Here is a 20,916-nt window from a genome sequence, read left to right as displayed (position 1 = left end):
GCACTATCAAATGAAACAATACCGTCATTCTCTTAAGAATTGTGGCATAACTCAAAGTATGTCTCGCAAAGGAAACTGTTATGACAATGCCGTTATTGAAAATTTCTTCGGTATCATGAAATCGGAATTTCTGTATCGAAAAGAATTTGAAAGTATAACACATTTCAAACAAGAATTAGCAAAGTATATAGAATACTATAATCATAAAAGAATTAAGGCAAAATTAAAGGGTATGAGCCCAGTACAATACCGGGCTCATACCCTAGAGCCTGCCTAATGAAACGACCTGTCTAACTTTCGGGGTTCACTTCATTCTTATTGGCTTTTTTATATTTCAGTAATAACCATACTGCTCTTTTTCTTCTCTTTTATCGTTCAAAACAACACCTAGTAGTTTTCCTGATGCCTTATCTAATATTTGCTTCGCTTTTACGATTTTATCTTTTTCCGTCTTTTCACTGCGTACAACGAGTACGATTCCATCACATTTATTTGCAAGTATTTGTGCATCCGTAACCGCAAGGACAGGTGGTGTGTCGATTAATATAATATCAAACATGTTATATGCTTCTAGCAAAGCCTCATCCATTGCCCGGCTCCCTAATAGTTCTGCTGGGTTTGGCGGGATTGGACCTGCTGCCATTAAGTATACGTTCTCTATATCTGTTTTTTGAATGCATTGCATAAGTTTTGCTTGTCCTGATAATAAGTTCGTTAACCCATTTGAACTATGAATGGCAAATAAGTTTTGTATCGTCGGCTTACGCAAGTCAGCTCCAATTAATAAAACTTTTTTTCCTTGTTGTCCGAAAACAACTGCTAAGTTTGCGATTGTTGTTGTTTTACCATCACCTGGATCTGCTGAAGTAACAATGATAGAACGAACATGATTATCTACAGATGTAAACTCAATGTTTGTACGAATGTTACGGTATTGTTCTGTAATACGCGATTTAGGCTCTTTATGTGTAATTAATTGTCGTAATGGTTTTCTTTTCTTTCTCCCGAACATATTCATAATCTCCTTTTGTGAAATGCGACATTTCCCTTTTCTCTCTTTTATGCTCGATTTCATACGTTTAATTAATTTTCTTGCTGATTTCCCCACATTTCATCATAATCAATAACATTCTACTTTGTCTTATTTAAGTACCTTAACAATATGACAATGCCCTTATTTCTTTATTACCTTTATCACTTATCCTGTTTTCTAGATAAATAATAAAGTAAGTATATGGTAATTTCCATCTATTTACAAGTTATTTTCTGATTAGTTTGTATATTATCGTTTCATCGTTATATAGCAGAAATTAAAAAAATCTCCTTGTCTTTTCACAAGGAGATTTTTTTAATTTCTATTCTTTTTTATCACCAATCGCAAATGTAATTTCTGCCTCACATGCAACTTCACCATCCACTGTTGCGATCGCTTTTCCTTTTCCAATCGGGCCGCGTACGCGTGTCATTTCTACTTCTAGACGAAGCTGATCACCTGGGCGTACTTGTTTTTTGAAACGGCAATTGTCGATACCTGCAAAGAAAGCAAGTCTTCCGCGGTTTTCTTCTTTCTTTAATACTGCAACTGCTCCGACTTGTGCTAATGCTTCTACAATAAGTACACCAGGCATAACTGCATAGTCAGGGAAGTGTCCGTTAAAGAATTCTTCGTTTGCGGATACATTTTTAATCCCAACCGCTCTTTTTCCTTCATCTACTTCTAATATTTTATCAACAAGTAAAAATGGATAGCGGTGAGGAATGATTTCTTTAATTTGTTCTATATTTAGCATGTAACAATCGCCCCTTTTGTAATATTGGTCTTACCACTTGGACATATTGCTATTATCCCATTTTGTTTATTATTTGTCATTACAAAGTAACATTTTATATTTAGTACGCCTTCCTAAAAAAAATGCACACACTCTATTCCATTAAAATAGTTGCACATTTTTGCAACTGACACGGAGGTGGAAAAGAGTGTATGCCCAAATTAGGGAAAGGCAATATGTATTGAAACATTATTTGCCTTAATGTCGTATTCGACTCATTATATTATAAACGTTTTCAAATAAGGAAATATTAAATTTAACCATATATATGAATATTTTACCTGTTTCCTTCATATTTCTCTATTTTCCTTCCATTTTCGCAAAAAAACAAAATAAAAAAATATAAAAACGAAAAAAAGAACTAAGGCGTCAGCCTTAGTTCTTTCAAATTATCTCAAAGCACGCTTTGGTAATCTGTCGATATTCTCTAACATAATACCTGTACCAACCGCAACGCAGTGCATTGGGTTTTCAGCAATTAATACTGGTACTTTTAGTTCTTCTGCTAGAAGCATGTCGATACCGTGTAGTAAAGCTCCACCGCCTGTTAGAATAACACCGCGGTCGATGATATCTGCAGATAATTCTGGTGGTGTGCGCTCTAGTACACCTTTTGCAGCTTGTACAATAACAGCTGCATTTTCTTTTAATGCTTCTGTAATTTCTTCAGAGCATACTGTAATTGTACGTGGTAAGCCTGTTACCATGTCACGTCCACGAATTTCAAGTTCTTCGCTACGTGCACCTGGGAATACTGTACCAACTTTAATTTTAATATCTTCTGAAGTACGTTCTCCGATTAATAGCTTATACTTACGTTTAATATAGTTTAAGATCTCCATATCAAACTTATCGCCAGCCATTTTGATAGAGGAAGAGGTAACAATATCACCCATAGATAGTACAGCGATATCTGTTGTACCTCCACCAATATCAACAACCATGTTACCGCTTGGTTGGAAGATTTCCATACCAGCACCAACTGCGGCTACTTTTGGTTCTTCTTCTAAAAATACTGTTTTACCACCTGAACGTTCAGCAGCTTCACGAATTGCTTTTTGTTCTACTGATGTAATATTTGTTGGACAACAAATTAAAATACGAGGTTTTGAAAAGAAGCTCTTTACGTCCAATTTGTTAATGAAATACTTTAACATTGCTTCTGTAATTTCGAAATCTGCTATTACACCATCTTTAAGCGGACGAATTGCTACAATATTACCAGGCGTACGTCCCACCATACTTCTCGCTTCTTCACCGACTGCTAATACTTTACCACTATTACGATCAATTGCCACAACAGATGGCTCGTTTAATACAATACCCTTACCTTTAACATGAATTAATACATTAGCCGTACCTAGGTCAATTCCGATATCTCGCGCAAACATTCCCGTTTTTTCCTCCTCGATATTCAAAATCAGGTTACACCCGAATTCTTTTCACCTAATTTCTGATTTTATCATAAATTTAACAGAAACGTAATATTCGCAAAAAGAATTCTTCTGAAAAATATTACCGAATGTGAACGGAATGTTTGCTACTGTAACATTATTGACGTACAGGCTTCTCTACATCTTCTTTTCTATACTTTTGCTTTGTTGCTTCTCCACCTCTTAAATGACGAATAGACTTATGATAATCAAGAATTTCTTTTACTTCATTTGCGAGCTCTGGATTAATCTCTGGTAGACGTTCTGTTAAATCTTTATGGACTGTACTCTTTGATACCCCAAATTCCTTTGCAATGACACGCACTGTCTTTCTTGTCTCCACGATATACTTACCAATCTTGATAGTTCTCTCTTTGATGTAATCGTGCACACCACTCGCCTCCCTAATTTGGATGTGAGAAGGGTGAAATGAGCCTCGCTGCATACGACTAAGAAGTAAGTGTGAGTGCTGTTTGTAAGCGTTAAACATTCTTGGATTTATAATGAAATGATTCACGATTTCTCACCTCAAACACTCTCTTTGCTTTGGTTTATACCATTGTATTGCCCGCACTACTGATATATGCTACATGTTCACTATTTTTGCGGACTAAGTTAAGAAAAATTATGTTTTTTTGTGAGAAATACGTTAAAACTGACTATTATGGCCAAAAAAAATGACACCTTGTATAAAAGGCGTCATTCTTCTCGTTCCAATTCTTCTTCTAACAACTGATGGTGGGGAACCTCTTTCTTACCGGCAATATAATAATATAAAGTGAATAAAACAAACAATAAAATAATAGCAGTCGACAGAACAAATAAAAATGACACAGTATCCCCTCCCTTTTGTAATATATATTCGAGAATCTCGTCATTTTTCCTTGTTTTTGCAACTTTTTTCTCGAAATTGATTATTTTTATATAGAAATAAAAAAATCAGCTCTCCTAGTGAGAACTGATTTTTTCACTTTCTTATTCTTGTGAAGAAGAATCGTTAGATGATTCTGTAGAACCATTTGTTGATTTTTCTTCTTTCTTCGGTTCTTCTTTTTTGTCACTAGTTGAACCGCTTGTTGATTTCTCTTCTTTTTGAGACTTGTCTTCTGTTTTATTTTCTGGTTTCGTGCTCGTTGACTTCTCTTCTTTTTGAGATTTGTCGTCAGCTTTTTTACCAGAAGCATTCGTAGCTTTTGCAGCACCTGCATCAGCTTTAATTTCTGTTACTGATTTATTTAAGTAACGTTCAGGATTCACAGCCACATTGTCTTTACGTACTTCAAAGTGAACGTGAGAGCCTGCCTCTTTATTCATTGCACTTAGACCGGATGTTCCTAATACTTCACCTTGTGCAACTCGTGCACCTTTTTCTACTTTCACACTGCCTAAGCTTTGATAAGATACCGCTACACCATTTCCACTATCAACTGTTACAACATAACCAAGAAGTGAATCTTTTTCAGCTTTCGTTACTGTACCACTTAAAGCAGCAGCAACATTGAATTCTTTTCCATTCTTCGCAGCAATGTCAATTCCTTTGTTTGGGGAATATGTGTTGTTATAAAAGACAAGTGCTTTTTCTTGTTCCGCCTCAGTTGCTGCATCTTCATAGAATTTCTTCTGTACGACTACTTCCGCATTCGCGGCAGCTGGCATTTTCACTACTTCTGAAGATTTCGTTACTGGTACTGCTGGATCTTCCGATTGTGTATACGGTGTTGCTTGATCGTGGTTTGGAGTCTTCTTCGGATTAGCTCCTTGGAACCATAGCGCAACCATTAAGATTACCGCTGCACAAGCAATGTATAGTGCCGGAAACACCCATCTTTTTTGAAATAAATGTACTACCTTTTGCGACTTTTTATTATTTCTTCCTCGCATTCCATCATCACCTCAGCAATCATTTTGAACAATATTCACGTATCCTATACAACGCATAACTAATTACTTTTCGACAAAATCTGTAAAAATATGTATAAGAACTGTAAAATTTCCGAGGAAATGATAGAAAAAAGAAAAAACTGAGCGTTTCAGCTCAGTTTTTAGTCTAATTGTTTCTTTTTATACACAATAATACAAAGAATGATAAGACATATAGTCCAAATTGTATTGTTTAAAATATGTTCTTGAATCGCAATAAACCCTTCTCCCTTTATAACTTTTTGCAATGCCTCCATAACATGATTTGTCGGAAGAAGATTAACTACTTTTATAATAAATTCATTCTTAACCATTTCTTGTAGCATCGGCCCCATTATGAATATTATAAAAATCGGAAGCCCCAATATAGATGTTTGTGCTATATTTTGGGATAGTAAGCCAACTATAGTACCTAAAACGACACATAACAATGTTCCTATTAAAATAATAATAACTAGCATACCAATATTTCCTTTAAAAGTATCTAAAATCACTAAACTAATAAAACTAGATGCTAGTACAAAAAATACAGTTAATACACTTTTACCTAAAATAACTTCTATTGGACTTGCTGGAGACAACATCAATACTCGTAACGTGTGTTTTTCCTTCTCCTCTGCAATAATAATTGCTTGCACATAACTTCCCACCATGGTAATCGTCATTACAATAATAAAACCTGCAAAGAACTCTTTTACAGAATCCATATTACTATAGAATACAGCAAGTAGAATAGGTAATAGCGCCATTAATATAACTTGTGAGTTTTTACCTGCATCATTTATTTCTTTTCTTACAATAGCCGAAAACCGTTTCATTGAAAATGTCATTATAATCCCCTCCCAGTAACTTCAATAAAGATATCGCCTAGCGTTGGTTCGTATGAATGAATAGATAACAGTTCGCCCTTTTTCATCCATTCTGAAATACGTTTTGCGCCTAATTCATCTTTTTGCACTACTTCTTTTTGTTTATCTTTTAATACGACCTCTATTTGATCCTTAGCGTATTGTAAGCGTAGGTTCTCTGGCGTATCAAGTGCTACAATTTCTCCGCCACAAAGGAAGGCAATGCGGTTACAAAGCGTTTCTGCTTCATCCATGTTGTGAGTCGTTAAGAAAATCGTCGTTCCTTCTTCATTTAAGTCTTTTAAGATTTTATGAATGTTTTGTACGTTTACTGGATCGAGTGCAGATGTTGGTTCGTCTAAGAAGAGAATATCTGGTTTATGAAGGATTGCTCTTGCTAGTGTGACGCGTTGCTTCATTCCCTTTGATAGTTTCTTTACTGGTGTTTTTTTATCATCTAATAAATTTACTTGTGCTAGTACTTCATCGATTCGTTCTTTTTTACAATCGTATAAGTCACAAAATAATAGTAAGTTATCATAAATGCTAAGTCTTTCATATAAGCCGCTGTTATCTGTTAAAATACCAATTCGTTTGTAATCGATGCTACTTGGGCCTGTAATATCTTTCCCTAATACTCTTACCGTTCCAACACTATGAAGCAATTGAGAAGTTAAAATCTTTACTGTTGTCGTCTTACCAGATCCACTCGGTCCAAGGAATCCAAAAATCTCTCCTTGCTTCACCTCAATATTTACATTTCCAAGTGCCGTTTTTCCGTCGAAACTTTTCATTACATCTTTCATTTCAATTGCCAATGTCATTTCTTCATCCCCTTTGTTTTTCTTCTTTATAGATGAAAGTCGCTTTAGCGCTTTTCGTTTATTTGTTTCGCTTGTCTTGACTCAATCATATGAAAAACAAAGGGATTACGCAGTAAAATACCGGTAAAAGGAGTATTTTTACCGGTGAATGAATCGCATGTTGAGCTTATTGGAGCACTTTTTATAGTCCAATCACACCTTTTAATTCATCCATGCGTCCTTTTGAAAGCGGAATTGAACTTTTTCTTTCGTCATCCAAAATTAAACTGAAACTGTTACGAGTCCATGTAATCACTTCTCGTACTCTTTGTAAATTTACAAGGTACGAGCGATGACATCTAAAGAAACCAAAACCTGTTAATCTCGCTTCTAGTTCACTTAATGTTAAGGCGCATACGAAATCGCCTTCACGAACGTGAATATGTGTTACTCCATTTTGCGTTTCAATGAAATGGATTTCCATCGGATCAAGTAAAATGATTTTATCGTTCACTTTCGCTGGTATTCTTTCTAACTTCATTTGCGGAATCATTTGAATGACTTTTTCTTCATCGACTTCTTCCACTTCCTCTTGCTCAATTTCTATCTTTTTCACACCATCGTTGTTTAATATGTATACATCCTCTGTTAACGAAAGGGCATCCGATAGAAATGATGACGTAATAAAGATTGCCTTTCCTTGCTCTTTCATTTTCATGATTGCTTTTCGAATAATAACCGTACTCTCTGTATCTACATTTTGCTCCGGTTCTTCCAAAATGATTAAATCCGGATTATGAATCATAATTCGTCCAATATGAAGACGACGCTTCTCTGAAAACGATAGTTTTTCTATTTTAACGTTTAGTTTATCTAGGAGACCAACAGACTTCACAACTTCTTCTATACTTATCTTTGATTCATAAAGCCCTATTAAAAACTTAAAGTATTCTTTCACCTTCAAACGATCATATGCCTCATCTTTCAAAAAACAAAAACCGATGCGGGAATAATTTTTCTTTCCAATTGCTTCTCCTTCAAACAATACATTGCCAGTCGACGCTTCTTCTTCACCAATAATGATGCGGTGTAACACTTTAGCTGTATGATTATTGCATTGCAAAACAATACATTGTCCTTTTTCAACCTTTAGCTCAATTTCTGGTAACTGGTTCGTCTTCCCTAACTGCTTTAACTCCAGTAGCGCCATTTCGTCTCCCCCAAATACTTTTTATCCTATTATATCAAACAATTAATGGAAAATTATTCTATTCCAAACAGAAGAAATAGGCGCCAGAGTTCTGACACCTATTTCTTCACCATCAATTTTCCTTCATAATCATTCATCGTCTTTATTTCAACGCCTTTATAGTAATGGGCGACGATATCTGTATATTTCTTTCCTTCTGCTGCCATACCGTTCGCCCCGTATTGACTCATACCAACTCCGTGGCCAAAGCCTTTCGTTGTAACGATGATTTTATCTCCTTGTTGTTTCCACGTGAAATCAGAAGAACGTAAATCTAACTTTTCACGAACTTCTTTTCCTGTTAATGTTTTTCCTTGAAAAGCTACATCCTTTACGCGCTTTCCTTCCGTAAGGTCTTTAATGTTTCCAACCTTCCCGTCTGCCAGCACTTTCACACCGAGACGTTTTTGAAAATCAGCTACTGTAAATGTTTGCTCGCTCGTAAACTTTGGAGAGGCTTGATCCCACGGACTATCTACACTTTTCAAGTACGGATAATCATTTCCCCAATAATCAGCCGCATTTTCTGTCCGGCCATTACTCGTTGAAAAAAAGGATGCTGAAATTGGTTTTCCATCATATGTTAAAACTTGTCCTGCTGTTTTCGAAACGGCTTCTTCGATTTTCTTTACATTATTTTCGTAGTTATTGCCCCATTGCTTCTTCAATTCATCTTTGCTTTTGTACACTTGATCTTTCACCGTATCTGTCACGTCCGCATTATTTTTCTTTCCTCCGCTTAGCATACGTTGTACTACAAATGTTCTCGCTGCTAATGCCTGTGCCTTTAGTGCCTCTATTTCAAAACTGGCATTCATCTCAGAAGCTACTACACCGGTCACATACTCCTCCATAGGCAATGATTCTACCTTCTTCTGTTTCTCACGATATACAGCAACTTGAACCGCTGTATCTACTTTTCCTGGAGCTGGTATACTTTCTATCGCTGGAGGAGTTTTAGAGGCCGTTTCTTCCCCTACTTTTGCTTTCGCAAATGGGATAACAAGGGCTGCAGGTACAATGATAACGAGCGCTATTAAGAGCGCTACTGTAATAAAAAGTGGCTTTGAAAATTTCATCCTATTTTCCCCCAATATAAAAGCTTTACTCCATTCATTCTTATGGAACAACTCTTTCTTTTAGAACATACTTAAGGAGGAAGAGCATAAAACGTAAATTTTCTAAATATTTTTACTGGTACGTGCATAAGTATAGAATTTATTGACTATAACAGTAATAACCCAAAAAAATAGCCCCTATGTCAAAAGACATAGAGACTATTTCAATTAAGCGTGAAGATCAGAAACTTCTTGTTCTTTCACTTCTTCTACTTTTTCGTTTACACGTTCAATAGTTGCACCTAATGCAGCTAATTTCTTATGGAAATCTACATAACCACGGTCAAGATGTTTTAACTCAGTTACACGAGTATAACCTTCTGATACTAAACCAGCTAAGATTAATGCAGCTGCAGCACGTAAATCAGTTGCGCCTACTTCAGCACCTTGTAAGCTGTTTGGACCGTTCATAATAACAGAACGACCTTCAATTTTAATATCAGCATTCATACGACGGAATTCTTCAACGTGCATAAAGCGGTTTTCGAATACCGTTTCTGTAATCATGCTTGTTCCATCAGCTTGTAGTAATAATGCCATCATTTGTGATTGCATGTCTGTTGGGAAACCTGGGTGAGGCATAGTTTTAATATCAACCGCTTTTAACTTATCTGGGCCGATAACACGTACACCTTCGTTTTCCTCAATAATTTTAACACCCATTTCTTCCATTTTCGCTGTAATTGAGCGTAAATGTTCAGGTACAGCATTTTCAATTAAGATGTCTCCACCAGTAATTGCTGCTGCAACCATGAATGTTCCCGCTTCAATACGGTCAGGAATAATAGAGTGGTTTGCACCATATAATTTATCAACGCCTTCGATACGAATCGTTCCAGTTCCAGCTCCGCGTACTTTCGCTCCCATTGCATTTAAGAAGTTAGCTAAGTCAACGATTTCTGGTTCTTTCGCTGCGTTTTCAAGAATTGTTGTCCCTTTTGCTAATGTAGCTGCAGACATAATGTTTTCTGTCGCGCCTACGCTTGGGAAGTCTAAGTAGATTTTAGCTCCTTTTAGTTCTCCCTCAACATATGCCTCAACAAAACCGTTACCAACCTGTACTTTTGCTCCCATTGCTTCGAAGCCTTTTAAATGTTGGTCAATTGGACGTGAACCGATTGCACATCCACCAGGAAGTGCAATACGAGCACGACCATTACGTGCTAATAATGGTCCCATTACTTGAACAGATGCACGCATTTTACGTACATATTCAAATGGTGCTTCAATGTTTAGTTCTTTAGAAGAATCGATTGTTACTTGATTATTTTCAAATACGACTTCAGCATTTAAATGACGTAATACCTCATTAATTGTGTATACATCAGACAAAACTGGTACTTCAGATAGTACATTCTTTCCATCACTCGCTAATAGGGCTGCAGCGATTATAGGTAATACAGCATTTTTTGCGCCCTCAACACGCACTGTGCCGTTTAACCGCTTTCCGCCACGGACGATGATCTTTTCCAAATTATTCCCCTCCGTGTCCTTTTTTCAGTATCTATTCACTCAATACTCAGAAGTTATGATCGGTGTGCCAACCACAATTGTATCTTTGTTGTCTGTAGAACGTATTGCTATTTGCACATTTATTTTCTCTCTATTTGTTGAAAGAGCGTCATCCCACTTTTTATTGTATGCGGAGACTGACACAAATGCTCTTTCTTCTACTTGTTCGATCGCTCTTGCTGAAAGATCTTTCAAAACCTGATTGGTTTTATTTTGCAAAACACCTTCAATCTTATCATTCAGTACACCTTGAACACAAGTGTAAATTATAGGTTTTTCACTAAAAATTTTATTCACTTTTTGAACATACTTCGGGTCCCATTTCGCCCCACTTACTTCAAAGATAATGAAAGTGTTTTCTTTAGTATTTTCTTTACTCCAAGTTACTACTACTCGTTCTTCATGAGAAGCAAACTTTTTATAGGATGTAGCTTTATATCCATCTGGAGATTGCTCTACTTCCCACTTTTGAATATTTGCCTTGTCCTTCACATCGTTTAACAACTTTTGAAACGTATGTATATTAGAAATTGTTTTTGTTTCTCTAGCTAACCATGACCATTTTTCTACTTTAGCATCATTTTTCTCTAAAGCCTTAATCATGCTCTCCATTTTCTGTTCATCGCTTATCGGTTTCATCTCTCTATATCCAACCAAAAATAAAACAACACTAAGTGCAACAATAAGAATGGCTTTAAGCTTCAATTTCATCCCCTCCTATCCCCATTGTTAACGGAGATTTGAGGTTCTATACACTTACTTTACTAAATACGTTAAACTCTTCGAATAGCCTAAATAATCAAGGAAAAAGTTACTTACAGATGTCCCAATTGCAATTGTAATTAAGATGAGTAATACTCGCGTCTGCAGCACTTTTCCGGACTTCATTAAACGCTCAATGTGAATGCCTTGCAAAGCCCACCACGTAATGGTAATAAACAATAAATGCGAAACAATGGCAATCAGTGCTTGTTGCCCTAAAATTTGTGCCAAAAAATCGACCCCTTTTTACTCAGCTACTACTTATGAAAGAATATAAAAACGATACCATAATAAGTAGGAGCCACACTTTTTCAAATGCAAATAGACATCTTACATTTTACATCGTGATTTTCTTTCAAAAAACGTATATCTACATTACAAGTTAACACAAAATAAAAAGCGCAGAGTACTGACTCCACACCTTTTATTTTCACTATTGTACCACGTTCCCTAAGAAGAAGAAATCTTTCATTAATGGAAAATATTCATAAAAGAAATTGTACCCAATCATCGGCATAATCCCTAGTATTACAATCGAAATTGCACAAAGACTCATAACAACCTTTATATTTAACGGTAACCGTATCCTCTCTTCTGTCTCTCCGGTGCGGAAAAACATTTGTTGTAAAATACGGAAATAATATACGAATGAAACAACTGTCGTACCCATCATAATCGAAGCTAGTACGTAATGTGCTGGCTCTACATGAAGCGCGCCTAAAAAGATGTTAATCTTTCCAATGAAGCCAGCCGTCCCTGGTATCCCGGCCAGCGATAAAATAAAGATTGTCATCATGATCGCTGCAAATGGTGATTTCTTATATAATCCGGTGAAAATCGTTATGTTTTCCTTATCGTTTTGTAAGATTAAGCCGTGGATAATGGCAAACGCGCCTATATTCATAAGCATGTATGCCAGCATATAAAACCACATGCTATCCAGCGTAAATGGTGATAATGCTACAAGTGGAACGAGCAAATACCCAGCATGCGCAATGCCTGAATAAGCAAATAAACGTTTTATGTTGTATTGTTTTAACGCGACTACATTCCCAACAATCATCGTAATACTTGCTAGCACCGCAATATATATACTCATATGCCCATATAAAGATTGCATATCTCCTTGTATTAATACACTTGCAAAAACCATAAGGAACAAACGAATAATGAGTAGGAACCCAGCAATTTTAGAAATCGTTCCAAGAAAAGCGGTAACAGGTGTAGTCGCTCCTTCATACACATCAGGTGCCCACATATGAAACGGCACTGTGGCAATTTTAAATGAGAGACCGACTAGCAATAAAAGAAATGCGAGAGCTAGCAATAACTGAATACCACTAGCGAGCTCCCCAGTGAGTACCTTTTGCATATCTACAATGTTAGTTGAACCTGTAATACCGTATAAATAACTCATTCCGAAGAGCGTAATCGCCGTTCCAATTCCTCCGCTAATGACATATTTCATTGCCGCTTCATTTGATGCACGGCTCTTTTTTCGTATTCCGACTAAAATATAAGAAGAAAGTGAAAGTAACTCCAAACCAACGAAAAGGGTAATAAAATCAACACTAGAAGCCATGAACATCGCGCCAAGAAGTGCCATTAAAAATAAGTAATAATATTCGCCCTTATCTTCAATCGGATTCTTCTTATCATCGCTCATTGCGATGCATAAAATGAGAGCTGAGGCGCCTAATAACAACGTTTTAAACCCTTTTGAAAATCCATCTAACACAAACGATCCATTTAAAATATCTCCAGCTGGTTCGCTATATAGCGTAATTAATGACACAATTGCTAATACGATGGCAGCAATCGCACCAAGAGCTACATATCTATGGTTCAGCTTAAAAAACAAATCACATATGGAAAGAAGGATGGCGGCCCCAAGAATAATAAATTCTGGCACCATTAGATGCCACGATAAGCTAATTAACGTATTCATATCCATCCTACTTCACCCCCAATGTTTTCAATGTATTTTGAAGCGGATCCCCTAGTATCTCTGGCATAACTCCAATTGCAATAATACAAAAGATAAGTAGTAAAACAGGGACATACTCCCATCCGTGTATATCAGATTTTGCTTCCCACTCTTTCTTTCCAAATGTCACTTGAAGTGTCGCTCTTAATACATATACAGCCGTTAAAATGATGCCAATCACACCGACTGCAGCAATAACTGGCTCCCCTTGAAATAAACCGAGAAAGGCAAGAAATTCACTAACAAACCCAGACATCCCTGGTAATCCAAGCGATGCCATTCCTCCTGCTAAAAAGAATCCGCTAAGTATCGGTACACTTTTCGCAAGTCCGCCTAGCACCGTAATATCCGAAGTTCCAAATCGTTGTTCTATAACACCTAGTAAGAAGAAGAGCAAGGCTGCAATTAAACCATGTGATACAACTTGGAATAGCGCTCCCTGTGTACCAGGTGCATTAAGTGACGCAAGTCCCATTAACACAATTCCCATATGCGAAATACTAGAGTAAGCGAGGACTTTCCTAAAGTCCGTTTGGATGAGCGCTAAAAAGGCACCGTATAATAAATTAATTACGCCTAATATCGCAATTAGCGTTGCAACATCGTGAAAATATTCCGGGAATAACCCTTTCCCGAAGCGAATAATACCGTACGCTCCAATCTTTAACAAAACACCCGCATGAAGCATAACTACAGCTGGATGCGCTTCTATGTGTACATTAACCATCCAGCGGTGCAACGGAAAAACAGGTAGTTTAATTGCAAAGGCAATCATTATGGCAATAAATACACCAAGCTGCAAGCTACTTGGGATGACGAGTTCTCCCCCTGCGCTTACGCTTCTTAATATCTCTTTCAGCTCCACAATATTTGTTGTACCTGTTTTCGCGAACAAAATTGAGAAAACAATGAGCAAAATAGCTGAGCCGATACCGTTATATATTAAATAACTATAAGCAGCCTTTTCACTCGACAATTTTCCCCACTTCCCAATTAATAAAAACATTGGTGGCAACGTAATTTCAAAGAAGATAAAAAACAACATTAAATTTTGAGCAGCAAAGACGCCGAGCATCCCTATTTCTAGCATGAGTAACAGCATATAAAATGCTTTCAAATTGCTTTTAATAGAAAAGGCTGCAATTGCTGCAAGCATCGCTAGAAGAGCCGTCAGTACCATCATGACAAGCGACAAACCATCAATACCGAGCTCGTAATAAATAGAAAACCACCTTTTATCCACCGCTGTAAAATCTCCGAACTTAATCCATTTCACCTTTTCATCAAATAGTGACAAGCTCTTTCCAGAAGCATATGTACAAGCGAGGACGATGGCGATTCCAAATGGAAGTGCCGTCCCAAATAAGCCAAGCGCCCGCACTGTACGCAATTCCTTTTTCGGTGTTAATACAAGCAATAAAATTCCTAAAAGCGGGGAAAAAATGAAGAACGTTAACAACAAATCATTCATCGTAAATCCCCTCCCGTATAGAGCAAAATAATGACGAGTACAGCGAGCGAAACCGCCGTTACAGTACCGTACACTTGTACATTCCCGTTTTGAAGTTTCGATCCAAGATTACTTGTGCCTTTAACTACACTTGCAATTAAAACTGCAATTCCTTCGACTACATACACTTCAAATAAGCGAAGCACATGAGCGATTCCTTTCGTAATAGGAATCACCGTCATGTTGTATAGTTCATCCACATAATATTTTTCTTTCAAAAGATTATAAAGCGATGTTTTCGTACCCCCAGCCCAATCTCTAGAAATTGATTTCTTGCCATATATGAAATATGCAAGAGCGATTCCCGCAAATGAAACGAGTGTCGCAACAATCATAATCCAAACTGGTCCATGCGCTTCTTCAACCTTAAACCCTACATCTTTCGTCAACCAATCTCCGAGAAACGTCCCAAACCATGGTGTATTTATATATCCTGCCACTACTGCGAGAACGCCGAGAACAATCATTGGATACGTCATAACGCGAGGCGATTCATGCACTTCTTCCTTCGTCTTCACTTCTCCAGTAAAGACAAGAAAGTAAAGGCGGAACATATAAAACGCTGTTAAAAACGCCGCAATTACCGCTAAAGTAAATAAAACGTAATTGCCATTCATCCACGTCGCCGCTAAAATTTCATCTTTGCTGAAAAAACCGGAAAGGAGCGGAACACCGCTAATGGCAAGAGTACCTATTAAAAATAGCGTACCAGTTACTTTCATCTTCTTCTGTAAACCACCCATTTTATTAATGTTTTGCGTATGCACAGCATGAATTACACTTCCTGCCGCCAAAAATAGTAGTGCTTTAAAAAAAGCATGTGTCGTTAAATGAAATATACCAGCTACATAACCGGCAGAACCTAACGCGAGCATCATATACCCGAGCTGGCTAACTGTAGAATAAGCAAGCACCCTCTTTATATCTGTTTGCACAAGACCGATAGAGGCCGCAAAGATTGCAGTGAAAGCTCCAACGATTGCCACTGTCTGCATCGCCACTGTACTTGCTGAAAATAGAGGGAACATCGTCGCTACTAAATATACGCCAGCTGCGACCATCGTCGCCGCGTGAATAAGTGCCGAAACGGGCGTTGGCCCCTCCATTGCATCTGGCAACCACGTATGAAGCGGGAACTGACCTGATTTCCCCATCGCCCCGATAAAAATTAATATCGCCGTTATTGTAATCATGTAAGGAGGTAGATCCCCTGTATAAATCGCCCTAAATATTGCGTCATATTCAAAACTACCTGCGTACCAAAAAATTAAAATCATCCCGATAAATAAACCAACATCCCCAATACGGGTCATAATAAAAGCCTTTTTTGCAGCAGCCTTCGCTTCTTCTTTAAAGAAATAAAAACCGATAAGTAAAAATGAGCCAAGGCCAACTAATTCCCAAAATATATAAAGCTGTAATAAATTCGTTGATATAACAAGCCCTAACATCGCAAATGTAAAGAGTCCTAAATATGCGTAAAAGGTTGGTAATCGTTCATCACCTTTCATATAACCTTTCGAATACACATGTACAAGTAGACTCACAAGCGTCACGATAAATAACATTAAAGCTCCTAATGCAGTCACTTCAAAGCCGAATGATATATCCACATCTCCAGCTCTAAGCCACACCCACTTATGCTTCACGCTTGCTTCTGAAAACCTTTCTATTAACACAAGTACCGCAAGTATAAAGGAGAGAAAGACGAAAAAAATACTAAGTACGCTGCTTCCTTCTCTAATTTTCTTCCCAAATATAATAAGTAACAAAAACGAAACGAGTGGGAAAAGCGGTATGAGCCATGCATAATCGATCATTGTTTCCTTCCCCCTTTTTCGGTCACAATGCTATCCTTTGAGCGTATCCATTTCATCCACCTGAACTGTCGTACGATTACGATATAAAGCAATTAAAATAGCGAGTCCTACCGCCGCTTCCGCTGCCGCTACAGCCATCGTAAACAGTGAGAAAATTTGACCTGTTAAATTCGGAAATAAGCCTAATTTACTAAACGCCACTAAGTTTAAATTGGCAGCATTCAGCATTAATTCGATACAAACTAATACGATTACTGTATTCCGCTTTGTTAAAGCTCCAAATAGACCGATGCAAAACAAAATAATCCCAAGTGTTAAATATGCAGAAGCTGGAACGCTACTCATTGGAACCCTCCTCTTTCTCATCCTTTTTCGCAAGTACAATCGCGCCAACGAGTGCTACAAGTAAAATAACTGAAGTTAATTCAAATGGGATAATATATTTTGAATAGAGAAGCGTACCGATTTGAAGTGTATTGTTTTCATGGAGAGGTAAACTTCCTTGTGTGCTTTCATTTGCAAAATCAACATTATTAACAGCGAAATACATAACCGCTCCAAATGCTACAACTGCAAAGAAGATAATCCATTTTCGAAGAGTAAGACGCGATTCATTTTCCGCGTTATGTTTCGTTAACATAATGCCGAAAATCATAATAATTGTGATTGCACCAGAGTAAAGTAAAATTTGTGCAACGCCTATAAATTCGGCTGATAAAAGAAAATACAAACCTGCAATACTTAGAAATGTCAGAACGAGAGCTAGCATCATGTGCATAACTTTCGTTAAGTTCAACATAAGAACACCGCCGATAATTGCAGACAAGGATAGTATAAAGAATGCTACAAACTCGCCATTCATGCTTTATTCTCCTTCCTGACATTTTCGTCGTTTTCGTCAAGCCACTGTAAATTTTTAAATAAGTCATCACGTGAATATTCCGCGAGTTCAAAGTTATTTGTCATGACAATTGCCTCTGTCGGACAAACTTCTGTACATAAATCACAAAGAATACAAATTTCAAAATTAATATCATACGTGTCGATAATTTTTCCTTTTTTCGTAGGATCCGGATGTTTCTTTCCTGTTAACTGAATACAGTCTGTCGGACAAATGTTAGAGCACTGATTACAAACAATACATTTCTCCGGATAAAATTTTTGAATTCCTCGAAAACGGTCTGGCAACGGCAACGGTTGATTTGGATAATCATACGTTACCTTCTTCTTGCTCAAATTACTTAATGTATATTTTAATCCTTTAAATAGTCCTTTCATCTCTTACTGGCACCCCCCTCATAGATTAAAAGAATAACTCCTTAATCAATGCCGTTAAGAAAATATTTGCAAGTGCAATCGGCAATAATACTTTCCAACCAAACTCCATTAACTGGTCACCTCTTATACGCGGGAATGTAACGCGGAACCAAATTAATAGAAAGACTACACTGCTAAATTTCAAAGCAAACCATACGGCACCTGGGATAAATCCAAGAAACATGACTGGATTCCACCCGCCTAAAAAGAGCACTGTAATTAACGATGCCATCCCGAAGAAATATACGTACTCTGAAAGCATGAAAAACGCCCAGCGAAAACCTGAGTATTCCGTATGATATCCAGAAACAAGTTCTGACTCCGCTTCTGGCAAATCGAATGGCGTCCTATTTAACTCTGCAACTGCTGCAATTAAGAAAACGACGAAGCCAATTGGCTGCACGAAAATGTACCAAACCTTCTCCTGCGCCGCTACAATCTCATTTAAATTCAGGCTACCAGCTAACAAAACGATACCAATTACACTCATTACGAGCGGAATCTCATAAGAAATCATTTGTGCCGCCGCACGCATCCCTCCTAAAAGGGAATATTTATTATTCGACGCCCATCCCCCAGTTACAACACCTATCGTCGTAATACCGGAAACAGCGATATAATAAAGTAGCCCGACTCCAATATCGGCAAATTGAAATTTATCAGTGAACGGGATAACTGCCAGCACCATAAATGCTGGCGCAAATGCAATGACAGGTGCTAATATAAACAGTGGTTTATCTGCTGCTTTCGGAATACTATCTTCTTTCAATAATAGTTTTAAAACATCAGCTACCGTTTGCAGTAAACCGAATCGGCCTCCAACCTGGTTTGGTCCAATCCGCCCTTGCATAAACCCCATCACTTTCCGTTCTGCCAAAATTCCATATGTAACGAAGCCAAGGACTGCAAATAGTAGAAGCACCGCTAATCCGAAAAAAATGAAGAAATTCGTCCAGCTTGAAGGTGATTGTAAGAGCGTCTCAATCATTAGCCATCAACCTCCCCAAGTACAATATCAACTCCACCTAAAATCGTAATTAAATTAGCGATGTTTTCACCTTTCAATAACTTCGGTAAAATTTGCAAGTTATAAAAAGATGGCCTACGAAACTTCAAACGGTACGGCTCTTTCTTTCCGTCACTAGCGATATAACAACCAATCTCTCCGCGCGGCGATTCGATACGTACAAACGCTTCTCCCTTAGGTGCCTTAATAATTTTCGGTACTTTTGCCAGCACAGCTCCATCTTTCGGGAACTGCTGAACTGCTTGCTCAACAATCTTTAAAGACTCCTCGATTTCTTGCATTCGGCAAACGTAGCGATCCCAAGCATCTCCCACGCTTCCAACAGGAATATCAAAATCAAAACGATCATAAATCGAATACGGCTCATCTTTGCGAAGATCCCAGTTTACTCCAGTGCACCGCAAATTTGCTCCGCTTAAAGAATACGAGATCGCTTCTTCCGCGCTATATATACCAACGCCTTTCACACGATTTAAGAAAATCTCATTACCGCTAACAAGATCATGATAACCTGCCAATTGCTCTCTCATATACGGAACAAACTCTTCCACCTTTTCAATCCAACCATCTGGCGCATCCCACTTCACACCGCCAACTCTCATATAGTTAAAAGTAAGCCGTGCCCCGCATAATTCATTTAATAAATTTATAATCATCTCTCGTTCACGAAACGCGTACAAAAACGGGCTGACCGCTCCTATATCAAGAAGATTCGTCCCCCACCAAACGAGATGGCTTGCAATTCTCCCTAGCTCCATCGCAAGTACTCGCAAGTATTCGGCACGCTCCGGAATTTCAAGCCCCATCATCGTCTCTACAGCATGGCAAATGACGTAATTATTCGTCATGGCTGATAAATAGTCCATTCGATCTGTATAAGGGATAATTTGCGTATACTGTAAGCTCTCAGCAATCTTTTCGGTCCCGCGATGCAAATACCCAATAACCGGTGTAGCTTCTTTAATAATTTCCCCGTCAATCTTAATTACGAGCCTGAACACACCATGTGTACTCGGATGCTGAGGTCCTACATTCAAAAGCATCTCTTCCGTACGGATCATAGCTACACCTCCACATCATACGGTTCATAGTCTTTTCTAAGCGGATGTCCTACCCAATCATCTGGCATTAAAATGCGCGTTAAATTCGGATGCCCTTTAAATACAATGCCGAGCAAATCGTATGCTTCTCGCTCCGGCCAGTCAGCCCCTTTCCAAAGCGCTGTCACAGATTCAACTTGCGGTTCTTCCCGGTCTAGCTTTACCTTCACCGCTACCGATTGTTTCTTACCATATGAAAACAAATGAACATATACTTCCATATGTGTCACAAAATCCGTCGCATGTAGCTCTGACATATAATCAAAAGCAAGTCCTTCATGGAATCGCAGTGACTCCATCACTTCATAATATTTTTCGGGATCTACCACAAGAGTCGGCACATCCTTTGACAGTTTATTAATGTAGGAATCTACTAATGCACCCTCTCCTACCTTCTCCCTAATAGCCTCAACATATTGATTTAAATACGGCTGATTTACGGACGGTTCTTCCTGCTTCGGCTCATCCTCTTTCTTACCTTCAGCTCCCTTTGTCTTCGCTCTTGCAGCTGCAGCTGCTGCTGCTTTCGCTTTTGCCGCTGCAATTGCCTTTGCCTTTTCATCTCCCGAATCCCCATCACCTTGCGAGGCTTTCTGCTTCGCCAATGTTGCCGCTTTTGCCTTGGCCGCTGCCACCGCCTTCGCCTTGGCTTTCGCTTTTTCTTCTTCCGTTACTTCTTCT

At 38.0% G+C, this 20,916-nt stretch carries 23 protein-coding genes; 1 reads left to right on the top strand and 22 read right to left on the bottom strand.

Annotation, left to right across the window (positions count from 1 at the left end):
* A partial coding sequence (locus C4S65_RS31125; RefSeq protein WP_142391604.1) for an IS3 family transposase occupies positions 1 to 277 on the top strand: 277 nt, incomplete at its 5' end.
* Positions 278 to 334: 57 nt separating this feature from the next.
* Here C4S65_RS31125 and C4S65_RS31120 read toward each other — a convergent pair.
* From C4S65_RS31120 to C4S65_RS31015, 22 genes are all read right to left on the bottom strand, one after another.
* On the bottom strand, positions 335 to 1,012 hold the full coding sequence (locus C4S65_RS31120; protein WP_000467945.1) for a CpsD/CapB family tyrosine-protein kinase: 678 nt from the start codon (positions 1,010 to 1,012) through the stop codon (positions 335 to 337).
* Between the two features lie 343 nt (positions 1,013 to 1,355).
* On the bottom strand, positions 1,356 to 1,790 hold the full coding sequence (gene fabZ / locus C4S65_RS31115; protein ID WP_000931959.1) for a 3-hydroxyacyl-ACP dehydratase FabZ: 435 nt from the start codon (positions 1,788 to 1,790) through the stop codon (positions 1,356 to 1,358).
* Positions 1,791 to 2,218: 428 nt separating this feature from the next.
* Positions 2,219 to 3,220, bottom strand: coding sequence for a rod shape-determining protein (locus C4S65_RS31110; RefSeq protein ID WP_000457978.1), 1,002 nt, complete (start codon positions 3,218 to 3,220; stop codon positions 2,219 to 2,221).
* Between the two features lie 160 nt (positions 3,221 to 3,380).
* Entirely contained in the window at positions 3,381 to 3,653 is a 273-nt protein-coding gene (gene spoIIID, locus C4S65_RS31105; protein WP_000544012.1) for a sporulation transcriptional regulator SpoIIID, read from the bottom strand.
* 308 nt (positions 3,654 to 3,961) lie between these two features.
* A complete protein-coding gene (locus C4S65_RS31100) occupies positions 3,962 to 4,096 on the bottom strand; it encodes a hypothetical protein (protein WP_000008903.1) in 135 nt (44 codons plus the stop codon).
* 141 nt (positions 4,097 to 4,237) lie between these two features.
* Entirely contained in the window at positions 4,238 to 5,143 is a 906-nt protein-coding gene (locus C4S65_RS31095) for a M23 family metallopeptidase (RefSeq protein WP_001214922.1), read from the bottom strand.
* 161 nt (positions 5,144 to 5,304) lie between these two features.
* Positions 5,305 to 6,012: an ABC transporter permease gene (locus C4S65_RS31090; protein ID WP_000144421.1), complete on the bottom strand. Its 708-nt coding sequence runs from the start codon at positions 6,010 to 6,012 to the stop codon at positions 5,305 to 5,307.
* On the bottom strand, positions 6,012 to 6,854 hold the full coding sequence (locus C4S65_RS31085) for an ABC transporter ATP-binding protein (RefSeq protein WP_000170821.1): 843 nt from the start codon (positions 6,852 to 6,854) through the stop codon (positions 6,012 to 6,014). Before C4S65_RS31085 ends, C4S65_RS31090 begins: the two co-directional genes overlap by 1 nt.
* Positions 6,855 to 7,035: 181 nt before the next feature.
* Positions 7,036 to 8,043 carry a LytTR family transcriptional regulator DNA-binding domain-containing protein gene (locus tag C4S65_RS31080; protein ID WP_001185958.1) on the bottom strand — a complete coding sequence of 336 codons (1,008 nt, stop codon included), beginning with the start codon at positions 8,041 to 8,043 and terminating at the stop codon, positions 7,036 to 7,038.
* Between the two features lie 98 nt (positions 8,044 to 8,141).
* Complete coding sequence (gene spoIID, locus C4S65_RS31075; protein WP_000672653.1) at positions 8,142 to 9,161, bottom strand: stage II sporulation protein D; 1,020 nt, start codon at positions 9,159 to 9,161, stop codon at positions 8,142 to 8,144.
* Between the two features lie 207 nt (positions 9,162 to 9,368).
* Positions 9,369 to 10,673: a UDP-N-acetylglucosamine 1-carboxyvinyltransferase gene (murA, locus tag C4S65_RS31070; RefSeq protein ID WP_000411275.1), complete on the bottom strand. Its 1,305-nt coding sequence runs from the start codon at positions 10,671 to 10,673 to the stop codon at positions 9,369 to 9,371.
* 39 nt (positions 10,674 to 10,712) lie between these two features.
* On the bottom strand, positions 10,713 to 11,423 hold the full coding sequence (locus C4S65_RS31065) for a YwmB family TATA-box binding protein (protein WP_003272396.1): 711 nt from the start codon (positions 11,421 to 11,423) through the stop codon (positions 10,713 to 10,715).
* 45 nt (positions 11,424 to 11,468) lie between these two features.
* Positions 11,469 to 11,705, bottom strand: a complete 237-nt coding sequence (locus C4S65_RS31060; protein WP_086407143.1) for a DUF1146 family protein — start codon at positions 11,703 to 11,705, stop codon at positions 11,469 to 11,471.
* A 202-nt stretch (positions 11,706 to 11,907) separates the two neighbouring features.
* Positions 11,908 to 13,422: an NADH-quinone oxidoreductase subunit NuoN gene (gene nuoN, locus C4S65_RS31055; protein ID WP_042973461.1), complete on the bottom strand. Its 1,515-nt coding sequence runs from the start codon at positions 13,420 to 13,422 to the stop codon at positions 11,908 to 11,910.
* A gap of 7 nt (positions 13,423 to 13,429) precedes the next feature.
* On the bottom strand, positions 13,430 to 14,932 hold the full coding sequence (locus C4S65_RS31050; RefSeq protein ID WP_000998944.1) for an NADH-quinone oxidoreductase subunit M: 1,503 nt from the start codon (positions 14,930 to 14,932) through the stop codon (positions 13,430 to 13,432).
* Positions 14,929 to 16,791, bottom strand: coding sequence for an NADH-quinone oxidoreductase subunit L (gene nuoL, locus C4S65_RS31045; protein WP_061667078.1), 1,863 nt, complete (start codon positions 16,789 to 16,791; stop codon positions 14,929 to 14,931). Before nuoL ends, C4S65_RS31050 begins: the two co-directional genes overlap by 4 nt.
* Positions 16,792 to 16,821: 30 nt before the next feature.
* On the bottom strand, positions 16,822 to 17,136 hold the full coding sequence (nuoK, locus tag C4S65_RS31040; RefSeq protein ID WP_103945795.1) for an NADH-quinone oxidoreductase subunit NuoK: 315 nt from the start codon (positions 17,134 to 17,136) through the stop codon (positions 16,822 to 16,824).
* On the bottom strand, positions 17,129 to 17,653 hold the full coding sequence (locus C4S65_RS31035; RefSeq protein ID WP_001012815.1) for an NADH-quinone oxidoreductase subunit J: 525 nt from the start codon (positions 17,651 to 17,653) through the stop codon (positions 17,129 to 17,131). Before C4S65_RS31035 ends, nuoK begins: the two co-directional genes overlap by 8 nt.
* Positions 17,650 to 18,069, bottom strand: a complete 420-nt coding sequence (gene nuoI, locus C4S65_RS31030) for an NADH-quinone oxidoreductase subunit NuoI (protein WP_000677191.1) — start codon at positions 18,067 to 18,069, stop codon at positions 17,650 to 17,652. Before nuoI ends, C4S65_RS31035 begins: the two co-directional genes overlap by 4 nt.
* 25 nt (positions 18,070 to 18,094) lie before the next feature.
* Positions 18,095 to 19,096 (bottom strand): NADH-quinone oxidoreductase subunit NuoH, encoded by a 1,002-nt coding sequence (gene nuoH, locus C4S65_RS31025; RefSeq protein WP_000573426.1) that lies wholly within the window; start codon positions 19,094 to 19,096, stop codon positions 18,095 to 18,097.
* Positions 19,096 to 20,196 (bottom strand): NADH-quinone oxidoreductase subunit NuoD, encoded by a 1,101-nt coding sequence (gene nuoD, locus C4S65_RS31020; protein WP_000621434.1) that lies wholly within the window; start codon positions 20,194 to 20,196, stop codon positions 19,096 to 19,098. The genes nuoH and nuoD overlap by 1 nt, the downstream gene beginning before the upstream one ends.
* A gap of 2 nt (positions 20,197 to 20,198) precedes the next feature.
* On the bottom strand, positions 20,199 to 20,916 hold a 718-nt coding region (locus C4S65_RS31015), incomplete at its 5' end, for an NADH-quinone oxidoreductase subunit C (protein WP_142391605.1).

The sequence above is a fragment of the Bacillus sp. ok061 genome (assembly GCF_900108285.1).
Lineage (GTDB): Bacteria > Bacillota > Bacilli > Bacillales > Bacillaceae_G > Bacillus_A > Bacillus_A thuringiensis_S.
This window is presented reverse-complemented; position numbering and strand designations above follow the sequence as displayed.